The organism is Nonomuraea mangrovi (genome assembly GCF_042681425.1).
Lineage (GTDB): Bacteria > Actinomycetota > Actinomycetes > Streptosporangiales > Streptosporangiaceae > Nonomuraea > Nonomuraea mangrovi.
The window spans coordinates 110,631-126,664 of sequence record NZ_JBHUFV010000036.1 but is presented as its reverse complement, the minus strand read 5'-3'; the positions used below and the strand labels follow the sequence as shown (position 1 = coordinate 126,664).

18 protein-coding genes and 1 tRNA gene are annotated in these 16,034 nt (G+C 69.7%); 11 read left to right on the top strand and 8 right to left on the bottom strand.

Translation table 11 applies throughout. The features are described from left to right. Position 1 precedes the first annotated feature (1 nt). The 4 genes from ACFSKW_RS25515 to ACFSKW_RS25500 all read left to right on the top strand — a co-directional run bounded on the left by ACFSKW_RS25515 (position 2) and on the right by ACFSKW_RS25500 (position 2,427). Positions 2-451: a universal stress protein gene (locus ACFSKW_RS25515; RefSeq protein ID WP_379574935.1), complete on the top strand. Its 450-nt coding sequence runs from the start codon at positions 2-4 to the stop codon at positions 449-451. Between the two features lie 20 nt (positions 452-471). Then, the gene (locus tag ACFSKW_RS25510) at positions 472-1,212 is read left to right on the top strand and encodes a M15 family metallopeptidase (protein ID WP_379574934.1); all 741 of its coding nucleotides are present in this window, start codon (positions 472-474) and stop codon (positions 1,210-1,212) included. 176 nt (positions 1,213-1,388) lie between these two features. Next, complete coding sequence (locus ACFSKW_RS25505; RefSeq protein WP_379574932.1) at positions 1,389-1,733, top strand: winged helix-turn-helix transcriptional regulator; 345 nt, start codon at positions 1,389-1,391, stop codon at positions 1,731-1,733. 49 nt (positions 1,734-1,782) lie between these two features. Next, the gene (locus ACFSKW_RS25500) at positions 1,783-2,427 is read left to right on the top strand and encodes an NADPH-dependent F420 reductase (protein WP_379574930.1); all 645 of its coding nucleotides are present in this window, start codon (positions 1,783-1,785) and stop codon (positions 2,425-2,427) included. Positions 2,428-2,560: 133 nt separating this feature from the next. On the opposite strand, the gene ACFSKW_RS25495 is transcribed toward ACFSKW_RS25500, so the two are convergent. The 3 genes from ACFSKW_RS25495 to ACFSKW_RS25485 all read right to left on the bottom strand — a co-directional run bounded on the left by ACFSKW_RS25495 (position 2,561) and on the right by ACFSKW_RS25485 (position 5,501). Further along, on the bottom strand, positions 2,561-3,007 hold the full coding sequence (locus ACFSKW_RS25495) for a hypothetical protein (RefSeq protein WP_379574929.1): 447 nt from the start codon (positions 3,005-3,007) through the stop codon (positions 2,561-2,563). A gap of 232 nt (positions 3,008-3,239) precedes the next feature. After that, positions 3,240-4,772 (bottom strand): M28 family metallopeptidase, encoded by a 1,533-nt coding sequence (locus ACFSKW_RS25490; protein WP_379574927.1) that lies wholly within the window; start codon positions 4,770-4,772, stop codon positions 3,240-3,242. Positions 4,773-4,943: 171 nt separating this feature from the next. Beyond that, positions 4,944-5,501: a hypothetical protein gene (locus ACFSKW_RS25485; protein ID WP_379574925.1), complete on the bottom strand. Its 558-nt coding sequence runs from the start codon at positions 5,499-5,501 to the stop codon at positions 4,944-4,946. A gap of 97 nt (positions 5,502-5,598) precedes the next feature. Here ACFSKW_RS25485 and ACFSKW_RS25480 point away from each other — a divergent pair, with 97 nt between their 5' ends. After that, a complete protein-coding gene (locus ACFSKW_RS25480; RefSeq protein WP_379574923.1) occupies positions 5,599-6,426 on the top strand; it encodes a glycerophosphodiester phosphodiesterase in 828 nt (275 codons plus the stop codon). Positions 6,427-6,639: 213 nt separating this feature from the next. Here ACFSKW_RS25480 and ACFSKW_RS25475 read toward each other — a convergent pair whose 3' ends face one another. Next, entirely contained in the window at positions 6,640-7,560 is a 921-nt protein-coding gene (locus ACFSKW_RS25475) for a DUF4328 domain-containing protein (protein WP_379574921.1), read from the bottom strand. Positions 7,561-7,650: 90 nt separating this feature from the next. On the opposite strand from ACFSKW_RS25475, the gene ACFSKW_RS25470 reads away from it, so the two are divergent. From ACFSKW_RS25470 to ACFSKW_RS25460, 3 genes are read left to right on the top strand one after another with little or no spacing between them, the layout of a single operon-like run. Further along, positions 7,651-8,490, top strand: a complete 840-nt coding sequence (locus ACFSKW_RS25470) for an NUDIX hydrolase (RefSeq protein ID WP_379574919.1) — start codon at positions 7,651-7,653, stop codon at positions 8,488-8,490. Between the two features lie 17 nt (positions 8,491-8,507). Next, positions 8,508-9,488: a permease gene (locus ACFSKW_RS25465; RefSeq protein WP_379574917.1), complete on the top strand. Its 981-nt coding sequence runs from the start codon at positions 8,508-8,510 to the stop codon at positions 9,486-9,488. 5 nt (positions 9,489-9,493) lie between these two features. Continuing rightward, the gene (locus ACFSKW_RS25460) at positions 9,494-10,180 is read left to right on the top strand and encodes a TIGR03943 family putative permease subunit (protein ID WP_379575005.1); all 687 of its coding nucleotides are present in this window, start codon (positions 9,494-9,496) and stop codon (positions 10,178-10,180) included. Here ACFSKW_RS25460 and ACFSKW_RS25455 read toward each other — a convergent pair. Beyond that, complete coding sequence (locus ACFSKW_RS25455) at positions 10,163-10,993, bottom strand: BtrH N-terminal domain-containing protein (protein ID WP_379574916.1); 831 nt, start codon at positions 10,991-10,993, stop codon at positions 10,163-10,165. The two genes, ACFSKW_RS25460 and ACFSKW_RS25455, sit on opposite strands and share 18 nt — an antisense overlap. Positions 10,994-11,024: 31 nt before the next feature. Beyond that, positions 11,025-11,330, bottom strand: coding sequence for an STAS domain-containing protein (locus ACFSKW_RS25450; protein ID WP_379574915.1), 306 nt, complete (start codon positions 11,328-11,330; stop codon positions 11,025-11,027). Positions 11,331-11,415: 85 nt separating this feature from the next. Here ACFSKW_RS25450 and ACFSKW_RS25445 point away from each other — a divergent pair. Then, positions 11,416-11,502 (top strand) — tRNA-Ser (locus ACFSKW_RS25445). 1 nt (position 11,503) lies between these two features. On the opposite strand, the gene ACFSKW_RS25440 is transcribed toward ACFSKW_RS25445, so the two are convergent. After that, a complete protein-coding gene (locus ACFSKW_RS25440) occupies positions 11,504-13,447 on the bottom strand; it encodes a MinD/ParA family ATP-binding protein (protein ID WP_379574914.1) in 1,944 nt (647 codons plus the stop codon). A gap of 115 nt (positions 13,448-13,562) precedes the next feature. On the opposite strand from ACFSKW_RS25440, the gene ACFSKW_RS25435 reads away from it, so the two are divergent. Beyond that, complete coding sequence (locus tag ACFSKW_RS25435; RefSeq protein ID WP_379574913.1) at positions 13,563-14,519, top strand: NAD(P)H-quinone oxidoreductase; 957 nt, start codon at positions 13,563-13,565, stop codon at positions 14,517-14,519. A gap of 5 nt (positions 14,520-14,524) precedes the next feature. Continuing rightward, positions 14,525-15,037: a bacterial proteasome activator family protein gene (locus ACFSKW_RS25430; protein ID WP_379574912.1), complete on the top strand. Its 513-nt coding sequence runs from the start codon at positions 14,525-14,527 to the stop codon at positions 15,035-15,037. Here the strand turns inward: ACFSKW_RS25430 and ACFSKW_RS25425 are convergent. Next, complete coding sequence (locus ACFSKW_RS25425) at positions 15,028-15,837, bottom strand: HAD family hydrolase (protein WP_379574910.1); 810 nt, start codon at positions 15,835-15,837, stop codon at positions 15,028-15,030. The genes ACFSKW_RS25430 and ACFSKW_RS25425 overlap by 10 nt on opposite strands. Between the last annotated feature and the right edge of the window lie 197 nt (positions 15,838-16,034).

Sequence of the window (16,034 nt, the reverse complement as noted above, 5' to 3'; positions counted from 1 at the left end):
CGTGGAACCGTTGTCGAACCGGCTCCCCGAGGGCCGGTTCGAGATAGGCAAGGACGGCGCGGGCCTGCTGGTCGTCGGCTACGACGGCACCGACCCGAGCCGCAACGCCCTGGCGTACGCCGCCGGGCTCGCCAGACGCGACAGGGCCGGCCTGCTGGTCGCCTTCGTCGAGTGCCTCAACAGCGCCACACTGTGGTTCTTCGCCGGGTCGCCGATCATCCCCGACCCCGCCGAGGACCTCATCGACGACCTGCGCGAGGAGATGCGCCACCACGGCGTGCCATGGCGGTTCGTGAGCGTGCGCGGCGACGCCGCCAGGGAGCTGGAGTCGCTCGCCGCCACCCACATGGCCGACGCCATCGTCGTCGGCCGCTCCCGCTCACCCTGGCACACCTCCGTGTCCCGAGGTCTCGTCCGCCACGCCCGGCGCACCGTTCTGGTCGTGCCGTAGAGCGCGCTACCTTGGAAAAGGTGAAACGCGTCCTCGTAGCCGTATCGTTGCTGGTCACCGCATGCGCCGGTAACCCCGCTCCCGTCGCGACGGCGGCCGGCACACCCGGCCGGGCGCCCGTCTCCGACCCCTCGACGGCCCCTTCGACGGCCCCCTCGGCCGCACCCACCCCGTCGCCGTCACCCACGGGACCGCCCGCCTTCCACGCCAAGGTCAGCAAGCTGGACCGCGACCAGCTCCGCTCCTCGTGGAAGCCCGGCTGCCCCGTCCACTACACGGACCTGCGGCTGGTCACCATGACCTTCTGGGGCTTCGACGACCGAGCCCACACCGGCGAACTCGTGGTCCGCGACACCGTCACCGACGACATCGTCACCGTCTTCAAGAAGCTGTACGGCATGCGGTACCCGATCCAGCGCATGGAACGGATCGACGTCTTCAAGGGCAGCGACTACGACTCGATCGACGCGAACAACACCTCGGCGTTCAACTGCCGCCCCGCCACGGGCTCGAGCAACTGGTCCAACCACGCCTACGGCGAGGCCGTCGACCTGAACCCCCTCCAGAACCCCTACGTCACCGCCTCGGGCTCGACCGCTCACAAGAACGCCCGCAAGTACACCGAGCGGCCCATGAAGGGGCGCGGCGTGATCAACCCCGGCGATCGGGTGGTGCGCGCGTTCGCCTCCGTGGGCTGGGAATGGGGCGGCTACTGGTCCGGCACTAAGGACTACCAGCACTTCAGCAAGGGCGGCGGCTGAGACCTGCGTGAACGCTCATTCGACCACCCCTTGGGCCGGTCCTGGGCCGCAGGCCGTCGGTTCTGTGGACAGCGGGAGACATGGCCCGTTCGATCGAGGGCGGGGTGCCGTGTGGTGGACTCACCCTGTGAGACAAGACAGCACGAGCACTTCACCGGGCATGCCGGTCGGTATGCATGAGTGACTACGACGTGTTCCTCGCCGACTGTCCCGCCCGCAGCACGCTGGAACTGATCGCCGACACCTGGTCGGTGGTCGTGGTGTTCGGGCTGGGCCGCGGCCCACAGCGCTACAGCGACCTGCGCGACCAGATCGGCGGGATCAGCAACAAGATGCTCACGCAGACGCTGCGCAAGCTGGAGCGCAACAACCTCGTCAAGCGACGGAAGCTGGCCACCGCGCCCACGGGTGTGGAGTACCGGTTGACCGAACTCGGCCACAGCCTGCTCGGGCCGGTGACAGTGCTGGCACGGTGGGCCGAGGAGCACGCCGAGGACCTGGCCGGCGACGACGGCGCCTGACCGCGTGGGGCACCAGACGGTTCCCTGCGCCTTCCTAGCCTTCTGGCCCATGAGAATCGGAATCTTCGGTGCCGGGGCGATGGCTGACGCGCTCGGCACACGGTGGGCCGCCGCGGGTCACGAGTTGATGATCACCGGCCGCACGGCGGGCAAGGCACGAGCCCTGGCCGACAAGTGGGGCGCCCACACCGGCGGCTTCGAGGAAGTGGCGGAGTTCGCGGAGGTCGCCCTGATCGCGGTGCTGTACCAAGGGATGACGTCCACGCTGGCCCAGATCGGCGACGCAGTGCGCGGCAAGGTGATCGTCGACTGCAACAATCCAGTCGAGGTCGAGCATTTCACCTTGGTCACCACACCCGGCAGGTCGATGGCCCAGGAGATCGAGCAGGCGACCGGCGGGCATGTCGTCAAGGCGTTCAACCTCTGCCACGCGAGGGTCTGGCAGATGGAATCGCCGGTGTTCGACGGCCGCCGCCTTGTCGTGCCCTACTGCGGTGACGATCCCGCCGCGTTGGACACCACACGCCGACTGATCGCTGATATCGGTTGCGAACCGCTGCGGGTCGGCGATCTCCGGCACGCCCACCACCTCGAGGCGATGGCCGCGATCATGATCTCGTTGCTGTTCGGCGGATGCGAGCCGCACACGGTCTTCAACCTCGTTGACCGCGCCGCCGCCACTCCAAACGGGTAGCCGATTTCGCTGGAGATCACCGGCCGATGACCGCATCGTCGTCGGCCGGCCGTTCTCGGAACGCGCGTGCCCTCTGGGCGGGCGGCGTGGACCGCTGCGCTCGCGGGCCGGGCCTCCGCAGGGCCCGGTCACGTCACTGGGGCCAGTTGGCGATGATTTCGGGCTTGATGGCGTCGACGTGGCACGTGAACGCCTTGCGTAGGCGGGTGTCGTAGAGGCAGACCTTGACGTCCACCCGGTTGATCTGCCCGTCCGAGGTGAGCCGGAAGGAGCTCTTGGCCGAGCAGGTCGAGCGGGGCCGGCTCCATCCGGTGCCGCCGCCCACGTAGTGGAAGCGGGCACGGGCATAGGCGCAGTGGCCACGATGTGTGTCGCGGTCATGAAGCCTGCCGTACACGGCGAACGTCTCGGCGCCGAAGTCGGTGATCCAGACATCGGCCTCGGCGTGGCCTGCGTGTCCCGCCGACGACCTGACAGGGCCCCAATGGATGCGGGAGGCGGTGTCCGCGTGCGCGGGGGCGGGGACGCCCGCGCCGATCACCAAGGCCAGGACTCCGCCGATGACATGTGTCTTTCGCATGGCGGGGACAGTAGGCGTCGCGACTTGGAGAGATCTTGCATCCGGCTGGCGTCCCCCGGACGACGCCGCGCGTTCTGTCACGCGGGCCGCCCCTTCGGCGCCGTCGACAGCTGAGCCCGCGCGGAGCGTGATCGTGGTCGATCGGTGTTCCGCACGGGCCTCGCCGTCATCGGGAACGGTCACCACCGCCTGTGGTTCGCGGGCGCCGGGCCGTATCCGCTGGGAGGGAGTGTTACTCGCTCACCACGTGGTCGTGATCGTGGTCGTCACCGCCGCCGCCGGTGCCGGGAGCGGTGGAGCCGGGGGTGCCGCCTCCGGGCAACTCCTTGCTGTAGGCGTAGACGACCGCCGCGGTGGCGATGGCGCCGGAGTTGACCGCCAGAGCCTCGTCGTTGATGTTGGTGATGGTGTCGCACTCCTGGTGGTAGCACTGGTCGTAGGCCACTCCCGCCTGGCCGCCGAACTTCGCGGCCTCGGCCTCGGTCTTGATGCCCTCGGCGCCGGTGAACAGGCCGCCGGCCGGGATGCCGACCTCGATGAAGGGGCCGTAGTCGGAGCGGCCGGTGAAGTCGGTACCGGTGAACGGCTTGCCGACCGTCGTGTAGTACTTCTCGAAGAGCTTCTCGATCTTGTCGGAACCGGCCGGGCCTGCGGGGGCGCCGACACCGTCGGAGTCGTCGCCGTCGTAGACGCCGAAGGTGTAGTTCGGCGAGGCGATCATGTCGAAGTTGAGGTACAGCTTGATCTTGGCCCTCTCCTCGGCGGAGAGGCCGGCCACGTAGTGCTTGGAACCGAGAAGGCCGAGTTCCTCGGCGCCCCAGAAGTGGAAGCGGAGCTTGTTCTTGGTGGGCAGGGCGGCCAGCCTCAGCGCCGTCTCCAGGATCGCCGCGCTGCCGGAGCCGTTGTCGTTGATGCCGGGGCCGGCGACCACGCTGTCGAGATGCGCGCCGAGGGCGACGACCTTGTTGGGGTCACCGGAGCGGTGGTCGGCGATGATGTTGCGGGTCTTGCGGTGCAGGTCGCTCTCGGTCCTGGTCGTGACCCGGACGGCGGTCCCAGCGGCCGCGAGCTCATTGCCCGCGGCGAAGGTCGTTCCCACGACAGGGATGGTGAAGGGCGCGCCGGCGGTACCGGTCAGCAGCCCGTCGCGGCCGGGCTGCCCCTCGTTGAAGATGATCACCGCGCTCGCGCCCGCCGCCTGCGCGTTCTCCGCCTTGACCTGGAAGGTGCAGGTGCCGCGCTGGAGAAGGGCGATGTTGCCCGCGGTGAATCCGGCGAAGTCGCTCGCCTCGCACCCGGAGGTGGAGCTCGGCGCGGGAGTCGGGGGGAGGACCAGGTCCACAGCCTGTACGGTGCCGGTGACGTCGCCCGAGCCGGAGTACGTCATGGTCGCGAAGTCCGTCGCGGGCACGTAGGTCTTGGGAGTGGGGGCGGTCCTGGCCAGGGCCGGCTTCTCCAGCTCGCGGAAGAACGGGAACTCGAACTCCTGGAGCGTGACCTGATAACCGGCCGTGCGAAGCTTGCCGGCGACGTAGTCCACCGACTTGTCGAAGCCCGGGGTGCCCGAGGCGCGGGTGCCTCCGTTGGCGTTGGCGATCTCCTGCAGTTTCTCCAGGTGCCGCTTCACCAGGGGCGCGGTGATGCTGTTCCTGAACGCCGTGGGGTCGGGGTCCGCGCTGGCCGGGGCGGCCAGGACGAGGGGGAAGGCCATGGCCGAGACCGCGGTGGCGGCGGCCAGCGTGCTCCGATACGCGCGTTTGCGCATGCGAAACTCCTGTATCACCAGTAGAGGTGGACATCCCCCGTAATCGCGATCAAACGGAACATAGTAGGACTAATGCGATCTTGAAAGGGCTTGTTTGGATTCGTTACCCATGAGAGTCGATTCAGTCACCGTTGAAGGTGAAGAGGAGCCCATCAGGACGCCGTGCATCGATCAAGAAGGGCACCGGTATCCGTCGTCGTCCCAGCAGAAGTCCGCATCCCTGGCGGTGACCCACACCACGGTTCCGTCCGTCTCGATGGCGACGCCGATGATGCGCTCACCCATCTTCCTGGCGAGGTGGAGCTCCTCGCAATGCGGAGCGCAGCGCTTTCCGGCTTCGGCCGCGAGGCTGTCCGACCAACCGGCCTTTTCGAAGGCGGCGCGGACGGTCTTCGCCTCCAGGCCGACGCGCGCCGCGACGTGTACCTCGGCGCCGTTGTTCGCCGAATCGCATCCGTTCCACTCGGTGACGTCCGAGTACTGGGACGGGGAAAGGGCGGTTCCGATCGACTCGAGGTAGAGGGCGTTCTCCCGCTTCGCGCGGTCGAGGCACAGCTGCCCGCCGCCGTACATGCCGTGGTCGTCGATGTTCACGCAGCCCGTGAGGGCCCAGAGCAGCATCGACGTGACGGCGAGGCGGCGGCGCGTATCCAGGGAGGGCGGCAGGGGCACGGGCGAGATCGTCTCATGGCGATATCGGGCGCGGGTAAGGCCGTGTCGCTTGCTCATCCGGCTGCCATCGCCGAGTTACCCTGCCATCAACGTCACGTCATGAACGCCAGTCAAGTTCGGACCATAGGCCCCCTCCCCGGCCCCGAGGAGACCCATGTTTCGACGACTCGGCCTCATCATCGCGACCGTCCTCTCCACCCTCACCGCCCCCGCCCCAACCGCCGACGCCGCCTCCGCCTCGACGGTGGCCGTCGTCGCCCACCGCGGCGCCTCCGCCCACGCCCCCGAGAACACCATCGCGGCCTTCGAGCTGGCCGACGACCAGGGCGCCGACATGTTCGAGCTCGACGTCCAGGAGACGAGCGACCACGAGCTGGTCCTGATGCACGACACCACTCTCGCCCGCACGACCGACGTCGAAAGGGTCTTCCCCGGCCGCGCGCCCTGGCGGGTCGGTGACTTCACGCTCGCGGAGATCCGCAGGCTGGACGCAGGGTCGTGGTTCGCCGGCAGGTTCAGCGGTGAACGGGTGCCGACGCTGGGACAGGCGCTGCGCGAGATGAACGGGAGCGGCCTCGGCCTGCTGCTGGAGGTCAAGGCGCCGCACCTCTACCCGGGCATCGAGTCGCGCGTCGCCGACGAGCTGCGCCGTAACGGGTCGTGGTCGGGCCGGCTGGTCGTGCAGTCGTTCGACTGGGGTTCGATGCGGACGTTCCACCGCGTGATGCCGCAGGTCCAGGTGGGCCTGCTCGGCACCCCGCGGACGGGGCGGCTGGCCGAGCTGGCGACGTTCGCCGACCAGATCAACCCGCCCTACGGCGGCCTCACCGCCGGCTACGTCCGGCGGGTCCACGGCGAGGGCATGGAGGTCTTCACCTGGACCGTGGACGACCCCGACGCCATGCGCCGGATGATCACCTACGGGGTGGACGGCATCATCACCAACAAGCCTGACGTGCTGGGCGAGGTCACCGACGTCTAGCCGTGTCCGTACGGCTCGCGGGGGTCGCCAGGGCTCGTCACGCCGCGCGACGCGACCCCCTTGAGTCCTGACGAGCCGGCCGTGCGACGCGCGACGCCCTTCAGCCCTGACGAGCCGGCCGTGCGACGCGCGACGCCCTTCCGTCCTGAACGGGCCCGGCCGTGCGACCCGCGTCCCCCTCCAGCCCTGACGGGCTCGGTCGCGCGTACGGCGTCATGCTCCCTGGCGAAGGTCCCAGCGGTTGCCGAAGGGATCACGGAAGACGGTCCCGTCGAACGTCACGCCCGCCGCCGCCAGCCTGTCGCGGTAGCGCGCGAGGTCGTCGGTGCGCAGGAGCATGTTCCCGCTGGGAGCCTCGCCGCAGAGCAACAGGATGGCGGTCTCCCTGGTGCCCGGCGGGCGTACGGTCACCCGCCGCTCCTCGCCCTCGGCGACGTCCTCCAGCAGGTCGAAGCCCAGCGTGCCGACGTAGAACGCGACGGCCTCGTCCAGGTCGCCGACGCCGAGGGCGACCTGGCCGAGGTGCTGCCACGGCCGGGGCGCCCCGCTCGCCCTGGCGCTCTCCTGCGTTTTCGTGATCTTCAGGACGACGATGACGGCCAGGACACCCGACGCCACCCACAGGGCGAGGGCCGCCACCAGGAAGGCCGTTCTCCGGTCGCCGAGGTCGGCGTACAGTCCGGACAGGCCCAGGCCGCCCGCGACCAGCAAGGTCAGCCACCACGCCCAGATCAGGCCCGAGCGGCGGACCCTGAGCAGGTCGCTCCCGCGCGGCAGCCCCCCGGGCTGGGAGGTGGCCCAGATGTCGTCGATGATCCCCTTGGGCACGAACAGGTTGACGACGGGCAGGATCCATCCGGCCACCATGAACACGGCGGCGTAGGTGTGCAGGACCCCCGGGGAGATGGCGTAGGCGTTGGCGCGAGCGCGGAACAGCCAGGTCAGGAAGCCGATCCCGGCCACGCCGTGGACCACGGAGAGCCACAACAGGGCCTCGGGCCGGTGCGCGTCCTCGGCGAAGGACGCCACCGCCCCCGCGACCGTGGTCACGCCGATGAGGACGACGGCCGCCGTCGCATGAGGCCGCACCGGCCGCAGCCGGCGTAAAGGCACGGTCGGCGCGCTCGGGGTCATGACCTTCCTTCAACCGGTGCCAGGGTGCGGGCCAGTATGCCTGATCATCAGAGAGCCGGTAAGACTGGAGGCCTGCGAACGGAGGCACGGGTGGCGGTCAAGGACGGCGACGGGTGGGTGCAGTGCGCGGGGGGACACAGGCACTGGGGTCTGTACGGCGCGGCGGGCCTGCTCGCCGTCCACTGGGACGACCTGGGCGTGGCGCGCGTGCTCATGCAGGAGCGGTCCCTGTGGAGCCATCACGGCGGCACCTGGGGCCTGCCGGGTGGCGCGCGCGACAGTCACGAGAGCCCGATCCACGCCGCCCTGCGCGAGGCGAAGGAGGAGGCGGCGCTGTCGGGGGAGGGGCTGCCCGTGCGCGGCGTCTACCGTGACGACCACGGTGGCTGGACGTTCGACACGGTGATCGTCGAGGCCGCGACGCTGCTGCCGGCCGTACCGGGGAACGCGGAGAGCAGGCAGCTGCGCTGGCTCACCGTCCCCGAGATCGCCGGCAAGAAGCTGCACCCCGGGTTCGCCGAGTCGTGGCCGGAGATCCAGACTCTCCTGCGGCCGGAGATGGTGGTCCTCGACATCGCCAACATCGTGGGCGCGCGGGCCGAGCACGGATGGTGGAAGGACCGCAAGGGGGCGGCGGCCAGGCTGCTGGCCGCGGCGTCGGGCGCGAAACTGCCGCACCCTGTGCTCGCCCAGTGGTTCCCCGACGGGGTCGCGGTCGTGGAGGGCGCGGCTCGCGGCGTGCCGCCCGTCGACGGCATCACGATCGTCGAGGCCGACGGCAGCGGCGACGACGCGATCGTCGAGGTCGTACGGCAGGCCAAACCCTGGCAGCGCGTGCTCGTCGTCACGGCGGACAAGGAGCTGAGGAGGCGGGTCACCGAGCTCGGCGCCCGGGTGACGGGGCCGAGATGGGTTCTGGACGTGCTCTGAGCTGAGAGCATGTGTCCATGTCCGTCCCCAGGACGCTTGAGATCCCGCCCGACGAATGGGGCAGGCCGCGCTCCGGCAGGCAGGTGCCGTGGCTCTTCCTCGGTGTCATCGCCGCCCTGCTCGCGGGCAGGTTCCTGCTCGCTCCCCACCTGACCGATCCCGCGCTGCAGACCTGGGCCACGATCTTCGTGGCGATCTGCGTGCAGGCGCTGCCGTTCCTGGTGTTCGGGGTGGCGCTGTCGGCGGCGATCGCCGCCTTCGTGCCCGAGGGCTTCTGGACAAGGGCGCTTCCCCGGCGGCCCGCGATCGCGGTGCCGGTGGCGGGCCTGGCGGGGGCGGTGCTGCCCGGATGCGAGTGCGCCTCGGTGCCCGTGGCGTCCGGGCTGATCAAGAGGGGTGTCACGCCCGCCGCCGCGCTGGCGTTCCTGCTGTCCTCGCCCGCGATCAACCCGGTGGTGCTGGTCGCCACCGCCGTCGCCTTCCCCGGCCAGCCGCTGATGGTGCTGGCCCGTTTCGCCGCGTCGCTGCTGGCCGCGGTGTGCGTGGGGTGGCTGTGGCTGCGGTTCGGCAAGACCGAGTGGCTGCGCAACAGGAGCCACCACCACGGCTCGTTCCTGGAGGCGATGCGCCACGACCTCCTGCACGCGGGCGGGTTCCTCATCGTCGGCGGACTGGCCGCGGCCACGCTGAACGTCGCCGTGCCGCGCGAGTGGCTGACCGCGCTGGCCGACGTGCCGTGGCTGTCGGTGCTGGTGCTGGCGGGGCTCGCGGTGCTGCTGTCGATCTGCTCGGAGGCCGACGCGTTCGTCGCCGCCTCGCTGTCGGCCTTCTCGCCCACCGCCAAGCTGGCTTTCATGGTGGTCGGGCCGATGGTCGACCTCAAACTGATCGCGCTGCAGGCCGGCACGTTCGGCAAGGCGTTCGCGGTCAGGTTCGTGCCGGTCACGCTGGCGCTCGCGATCGCCGCCAGCGTCCTCGTCGGATGGATCCTGTTGTGAGCCGGATGTCGCAGAACCTGGTCCTGATGCTGCTCGGCGGCGCGCTGCTGCGGATCTCGGCGTTCTCCACGACGTACGTCAACTACGTCAAGCCGGGCTTCAGGCCCTTCCTCATCGCGGCAGGCGTGGTGATCTTCGCGATCGGGGTGCTGGGCCTGATCCGCAGGGCCGCCTCTGGCGAACACCACCATCACGGGCCCAAGGTGGCATGGCTGCTGTGCCTGCCGGTGTTCGCCGTCTTCCTGGTCGCGCCGCCCGCGCTCGGCTCCTTCGCCGCGGCCAGGTCGGACGCCCCGCCGCCGCCCGCGCCCCAGGTGCTCGACGCCTACGCGCCGCTGGAGGGCGACCGCCCCGCCGAGATGCCGATGAGCGAGTTCATCGGCAGGGTCTTCAGCGACTCCAACCAGACCCTCAAGGACAAACGGGTCAAGCTGACCGGGTTCGTCACGCCCGCCAGGAAGAAGGGCCAGTGGTACGTCACGAGGATGCAGCTGGCCTGCTGCGCCGCCGACGCCTACGCGCTGAAGGTGATCGTGCGTGACGTGCCGCCGCCCAAGCCGGACACCTGGGTCCAGGTCACGGGGACGTGGGTGCCGACCGAGATCGACGAGAACGCCACCGGCGTCATCTACGCCGAGCTCGCCGCCTCCGACGTGGAGCCGGTGGAGGCGCCCTCAGAACCCTACGAGTAGCTCGGCGGCCTCCTCCTCGACCTGCGCCGCCCGCCGTACCAGCTCAGGGGAGGGGTCGCGGGCCACCTGCGACCAGAGTTCGCCCGCGGTCCGGTAGAGGGGCGCGGCGGGGTGGTTCCCCGCCTCGTCGAGGAAGTCGGCGTACAGCGGCCTGGTGGCGCCCGGCGCGGTGTGCTCCACCTCCAGGCAGTCGTGGACGCGCTGCCGTGAGCTCTCGAGCACCTCGGGGTCGGCCAGGTGCTCGGCCAGCCGCCGCATCCCCGACAGTCCGAAGTTCACGTCGAACCTGTTGCCGAGGACCGGGCCCTTCAGCCTGTCGCCCGTCTCCTTGATAGCCGCTCTGACGTCGGGCTCGGCCGTGGGCGGCCCGGTGATCTCCGTGAGCTGGTGCTTCTCCTTCCTGACGGCCGACCACTCGGTCATGAAGGCCGTCAGCGGCATCTCGCCGTCGAGCAGCCTGACCACGTCGCCGTCGATCCCGAGCACCGCCACGTCGCAGGGGTCGGGGAAGTCCTGGCCTGGGCGCCTGATGCGGCAGATCACCCCGTGGCCGGCGTCCAGCGCCGCCCTCAGGTTCCGCTCGGCCACCTTCGGCGAGCCGGTCCGCCTCACCTCGTGCGGCACGCCCGTGCGGGCGAGCGCCTTGCCGATCATGGGCTCTGGGTGCGCCTGCGCGACGATCGTCAGCATCGGGGGCTGCCCGCTGTACCGGAAGACGAAGCACATGAAACCGATGCCGCCGCCCAGGCCCAGCCACATCGCCTCGGAATGGGTGCCGAGCAGGCTCCGCAGCAGCCTGGACTCACGATGCATGTCGATGTCTCCTCGGGACGGGCGGGAACGCTCAGGGGAAGGCGGAGTTGAGCCCCGTGATGTCGAGCACCCGCCGCAGCACGCCGTGCACCCCCGTGAGGCGCAGGCTGCCGCCGCGCTCCCGCACGTGGCGCAGGTGCTCGATCAGCACCCACAGCCCGCTGGAATCGCAGAACTCCAGCCCTGAGGCGTCCACCACGAACGTGTGGACGCCCTCTGCGAGCAGGTGCGAGAGGCGCTCGTCAAGGACCGATGCGGTGAGCTTGTCGAGGTCGCCCTCCAGCCGTACCACCGCAGCCCCCGGGGAGCGTTCCACCTCGACATTCAGTTCTGCCAACGGGGTTGCCTCCCGCGTAGGAGCCTTCTCCCGAAGGTACACCCCTGCCGCGACGAGCGTTAGCCGCTAAGGTGGTGTGCGCACTGGAGGGTTCGCATAGTGGACGAGTGCAGCCGCCTTGAAAGCGGCCAGGTCAGCGATGGCCTCAAGGGTTCGAATCCCTTACCCTCCGCTCACGCTCCCGCCAGGCCGTCTCCGACGGCCGCGGCGAGCTGGAGGTAGGCGTCCCTCGTCGGCTCCTGCAGCCGGTCGAGGTCGATCTCCGCGCCCTCCTCCAGATGCGGGTCGTACGGCACGCGGATCACCGTACGGCAGCGCGCCGCGAAGTGCGCCTCCAGCTTGGCGATGTCCACAGCCGACTTCGACCTCGGCCGTACGCTGCACAGCACCACCGTCGCGTCCCTGACCAGGTCGCCGTAGTGGTGCGCCTCCAGCCAGTCGAGCGTCGCCGAGGCCGCCCGCGCGCCGTCCACCGAAGGCGAGCTGACCAGCACGATCTGGTCGGCCAGACCGAGCACGCCCGACATGGCCGAGTGCAGCAGGCCGGTGCCGCAGTCGGTGATGCAGATGGAGTAGAAGTTCTCCAGCACCTGGGCGACCTGCTGGTAGTCGGCGGCGCTGAACGCCTCCGACACCGAGGGGTCGCGGTCGGAGGCGAGCACCTCGAGCCGCGAGGTGGCCTGCGAGGTGAAGGCCCTGATGTCCACGTACCGCTTGACCTGGGCGCGCTCGTTGAGCAGGTCGCGCACGGTCGCCGAGGTCTCCAGCTCCAGCTTGTCCGACAGCGTCCCGCGGTCGGGGTTGGCGTCGACCGCGATCACCCGGTCGCCGCGGACCTGCGCCAGCGTGGCGCCCAGCCCGACCGTGGTGGTGGTCTTGCCGACGCCGCCCTTCAGACTGAGGACGGCGACGCGGTGGTGCCCGGTCGAGACAGGCGTGCGCGCCCTGGCCACCAGGGCCCTGCGGCGGCGCACGTCGGCAGGCTCGCCCGGCTTGATCCAGCCCGCCGACGCCTTGTAGACCAGGCGGCGCCAGCCCTTGGCGGGAGCGTTCCTCCTGCCGCGCAGCAGCGAGTCGGGGTCCAGGCTCTCGGCGGTCGGCCGGTCGCCCAGCGGCGGGCGGGACGGCGCGGTGAACACCGGCACGGGAGGCTGGGCGCGGCGCCGTACGGGGAAGGACTCCTCCTGCACGACCACCTCCACCGACGGCTCCTCGGCCCATGGCCGCTCGTCGCGGCGCTGGAAGCGGTGCTCGAAGGGCTGCCGCTCGACCTCGTGCCTCTCGACTTCATGTCGCTCGACTTCGTGACCACGGGCGTCGTCACGCTCGGAGTCCCGGGCCTCCATGTCGCGGCGCTCGGAGTCGTGGTCCCCGACCTCGGAACGCTCGACCTCCTCGGAACGCTCGACCTCGTGCCGCGAGGCTTCGGAACGCTCGGACTCGGGGCGCGAGGCTTCGAGGGGCTCGGACTCGGGGCGCGAGCCGAAGGTGAACCGCCCGAAGGCGGGCTCGTCCTGGCGCGGCGGCTCGAACGACGGCTGGGTGTCGACCACCTCGCCCTGGACCGTTTCCACGTCCGCGATGCCCTCGAAGCTCTCAGCGGACGGCTGCGGCCACGGCGGCTGCGGCCACGAGGGGTCCGTGCGCTCCTCCGGCGGCAGCGGGTCGAACATGCTGCCCTCGGACTCGGCCGCCAGGGGCTTGTCGAAGGCCGTCATCCGGTAGGAGTCGGTGTCGTCGGGGCGGGGAAGCGGCTTCAACGGGGCCATGAAGGCGTCGTCGTCGTCCCTGCCGAACGTCGGCGGCTTCTCCGCCTCCACCGACGCTTCGAACCACTCGGCGGCCTCGGCCTCCTCGGCCGGCAGCTCCTCCGCGGCCTCGGGGCCGTACACCGAGTCGACCGCGGCGCGGAACAGCGGCGGGGTCGGGGTGTCCTGCTCCGTGGGCACCGACAGCCATGGATCCTTGGGATACGGCGAAACGACGGTGTCGTCCGTGGTCACGGAGACGGAGCCGGTCTTGGCGCTGACCTTGACTGGTTCCTCGTCGTTCTCCTTGATGGCGTCGAGCCAGGCGAGCTGTTCCTCGAGAGATTCTTCACGATCGTGCCTTGCCACCGTGTTCCCCCTCGGGACGGGTGTAAAGGTGCAGCAAACACATTGCAGATTAACGCCCTGTGTTCCATTGAATGCAGCCAACCCGCAACTTCACCGCCCGGCTACCGTGGGTCGCATGCGAGCGATTGTCATCACCAGGCCCGGCGGACCAGAGGTTCTGGAGTGGCGGGAGGTGCCGGATCCGCGTCCCGAGCGGGGCGAAGTCGTGATCGATATCACCGCCTCAGCGGTCAACAGGGCCGATGTGATCCAACGGCTGGGTTTCTATGACCCTCCGCCCGGCGCCTCGCCCTATCCGGGGCTCGAGTGCTCGGGGGTGATCTCCGAGGTCGGCCCTGACGCCGTCGGGTTCGCGGTCGGGGACCGCGTCTGCGCTCTGCTGAGCGGCGGCGGCTATGCCGAGCGGGTGGCCGTGCCATGGCAGCAGGTGATGGCCGCGCCGGAGGGGCTGCCGCTGGACGAGGCCGCGGCGCTGCCGGAGGCGGTCTGCACGGTCTGGTCGAACGTCTTCATGACCGCCAGGCTCAGGCGCGGTGAGACCCTGCTGGCGCACGGCGGCGCCAGCGGCATCGGCACGACCGCGATCCAGCTCGCCAAGGCGTTCGGCTCGCCCGTCGTGGTGACGGTCGGGTCGCAGGAGAAGGCGGAGCGGTGCCTGGAGCTGGGCGCGGACGAGGCGATCAACTACCGGACGGAGGACTTCGCGGAGAAGGTCCAGGCGGATGTGATCCTCGACATCATCGGCGCCAAATATCTTCCAGGGAACGTCAAAGCCCTTAAAACGGGCGGACGTCTGGTGGTGATCGGACTGCAGGGCGGCACGAAGGGCGAGCTCGACCTGCACGCGCTGACCAGGAAGCGCGCCGCCGTCCACGGCACCACGCTCCGGTCCAGGCCGACGGACGAGAAGGGCGCGATCGTGCGCGGGGTCGCCGACAACGTGTGGCCGCTGGTGTCGGCGGGCGCGATCAGGCCGATCGTGTACGCCAGGGTCCCCATGGCCGAGGCCGCCCGTGCCCACGAGATCCTCGATTCCGGGGAACACTTCGGAAAGATCCTGCTAGTAGGTTGAGAGCTATGAACGCTGAGGAGAACACCCCCCACATCGTGGTGGTGGGACCCGAGGGCTTCAGCGCCCAGGGCGATAGTGGTGAGCAGGAAGAGCGGTCGGTCACCAACCTGGTCGAGCAGCCCGCGAAGGTGATGCGCATCGGCAGCATGATCCGTACGTTGCTCGAGGAGGTCAGGGCGGCACCTCTCGACGAGGCCAGCCGCAAGCGGTTGAAGGAGATTCACGAGAGCTCGATCAAGGAGCTTGAGGACGGTCTCGCGCCCGAGCTGGTCGAGGAGCTCGAGCGGCTTTCGCTGCCGTTCACCGACGACAACGGCACGCCGCCGAGCGACGCGGAGCTGCGCATCGCGCACGCCCAGCTCGTCGGCTGGCTTGAGGGGTTGTTCCACGGGATCCAGACCACGCTGTTCGCGCAGCAGATGGCGGCCCGTGCCCAGTTGGAGCAGATGCGCAAGGCGCTGCCTGGAGGGATGTCGCAGGACCCGCAGCGGGCCAGTGGCTCGGGTCCCTACCTGTAGATCTCTTCCAGCACGCGTGCCACACCGTCGTCGTCGTTCGCCGCGGTCACATGGTCGACCGCGGCGAGCACGGCGGGGTGGGCGTTGGCGACGGCGTACGAACGACCTGCCCAGGCCAGCATGGGCAGGTCGTTCGGCATGTCCCCGAACGCGATCACCTCGGCGGGCCTGATCCCGTGGGCAGAGGACAGCGTCGCGAGGGCGGAGGCCTTGGTGACGCCCTGCGCGCTCATCTCGACGAGCGCCCTGCCGCTGGAATGGGTGGTGGTCACCAGATGGCCGACGAGCTCGTGAACGGCCTCGTGGAGGCTGTCGGGGTCCATTCCCGGATGGAGGGCGAGGAGCTTGGCGCAGGGACGCGAGGTGAGCGTCGAGGCGCCGGCCCTGAGGCCCCTCACCGCCTTGCTGCCGATGCCACCGAGTCCGAAATCCGACTCATGCGCAAATCCGCCTTCGTACTCGACCGAAAATGTCAGATCGGGCACGTTCGCTCGAAGCTGAGCGACGACCTCTTCGAGGACGTCGGCCGCTATGAGGTGCGACTCGACTATCCGTTCGGTGTGGAGGTCGTAGAGCAGGGCCCCATTGGCGCAGATGGCCAGTCCGCGATGCCGTACGGCGTCGGCGACCACGCGCATCCACCTGGGCGGACGGCCGGTGACGAAGACCAGCATCGAGCCTGCCCGCTCGACTTCGGAGAAGGCGGCGGCGGTACGTGAGGACACGGTTCCGTCGGCGCGAAGTGCGGTCCCGTCGAGGTCGGTGGCGACGAGTCGAGGGGTCGAAGAGTGGGTCGGCATAACAGGTTCCAGTTTGCACTGTGATGCCGCTCCCCAGAAATCTTCCTAGGGAGGGGAACACCAACGCGGCCGAATGGTGTTAGATGTGATGGCGTTGTATTAGCTGATCCCGTAGTGAAAACCGGCATGAGATTGTCTGAGCCACCCCGGGTGCTTGCTGTACGACCAACCGGGATTCGCGAGGTGCGGGTCCCATA

What these genes read in the sequence shown, in the direction of transcription:
- ACFSKW_RS25465 (WP_379574917.1), top strand. Translation starts at nt 8,508, where the DNA reads ATGTCCGTCCCCAGGACGCTTGAGATCCCGCCCGACGAATGGGGCAGG.
- ACFSKW_RS25460 (WP_379575005.1), top strand. Translation starts at nt 9,494, where the DNA reads ATGTCGCAGAACCTGGTCCTGATGCTGCTCGGCGGCGCGCTGCTGCGG.
- ACFSKW_RS25500 (WP_379574930.1), top strand. Translation starts at nt 1,783, where the DNA reads ATGAGAATCGGAATCTTCGGTGCCGGGGCGATGGCTGACGCGCTCGGC.
- ACFSKW_RS25455 (WP_379574916.1), bottom strand. Translation starts at nt 10,993, where the DNA reads ATGCATCGTGAGTCCAGGCTGCTGCGGAGCCTGCTCGGCACCCATTCC.
- ACFSKW_RS25425 (WP_379574910.1), bottom strand. Translation starts at nt 15,837, where the DNA reads ATGCCGACCCACTCTTCGACCCCTCGACTCGTCGCCACCGACCTCGAC.
- ACFSKW_RS25495 (WP_379574929.1), bottom strand. Translation starts at nt 3,007, where the DNA reads ATGCGAAAGACACATGTCATCGGCGGAGTCCTGGCCTTGGTGATCGGC.
- ACFSKW_RS25430 (WP_379574912.1), top strand. Translation starts at nt 14,525, where the DNA reads ATGAACGCTGAGGAGAACACCCCCCACATCGTGGTGGTGGGACCCGAG.
- ACFSKW_RS25480 (WP_379574923.1), top strand. Translation starts at nt 5,599, where the DNA reads ATGTTTCGACGACTCGGCCTCATCATCGCGACCGTCCTCTCCACCCTC.
- ACFSKW_RS25475 (WP_379574921.1), bottom strand. Translation starts at nt 7,560, where the DNA reads ATGACCCCGAGCGCGCCGACCGTGCCTTTACGCCGGCTGCGGCCGGTG.
- ACFSKW_RS25490 (WP_379574927.1), bottom strand. Translation starts at nt 4,772, where the DNA reads ATGCGCAAACGCGCGTATCGGAGCACGCTGGCCGCCGCCACCGCGGTC.
- ACFSKW_RS25435 (WP_379574913.1), top strand. Translation starts at nt 13,563, where the DNA reads ATGCGAGCGATTGTCATCACCAGGCCCGGCGGACCAGAGGTTCTGGAG.
- ACFSKW_RS25505 (WP_379574932.1), top strand. Translation starts at nt 1,389, where the DNA reads ATGAGTGACTACGACGTGTTCCTCGCCGACTGTCCCGCCCGCAGCACG.
- ACFSKW_RS25485 (WP_379574925.1), bottom strand. Translation starts at nt 5,501, where the DNA reads ATGAGCAAGCGACACGGCCTTACCCGCGCCCGATATCGCCATGAGACG.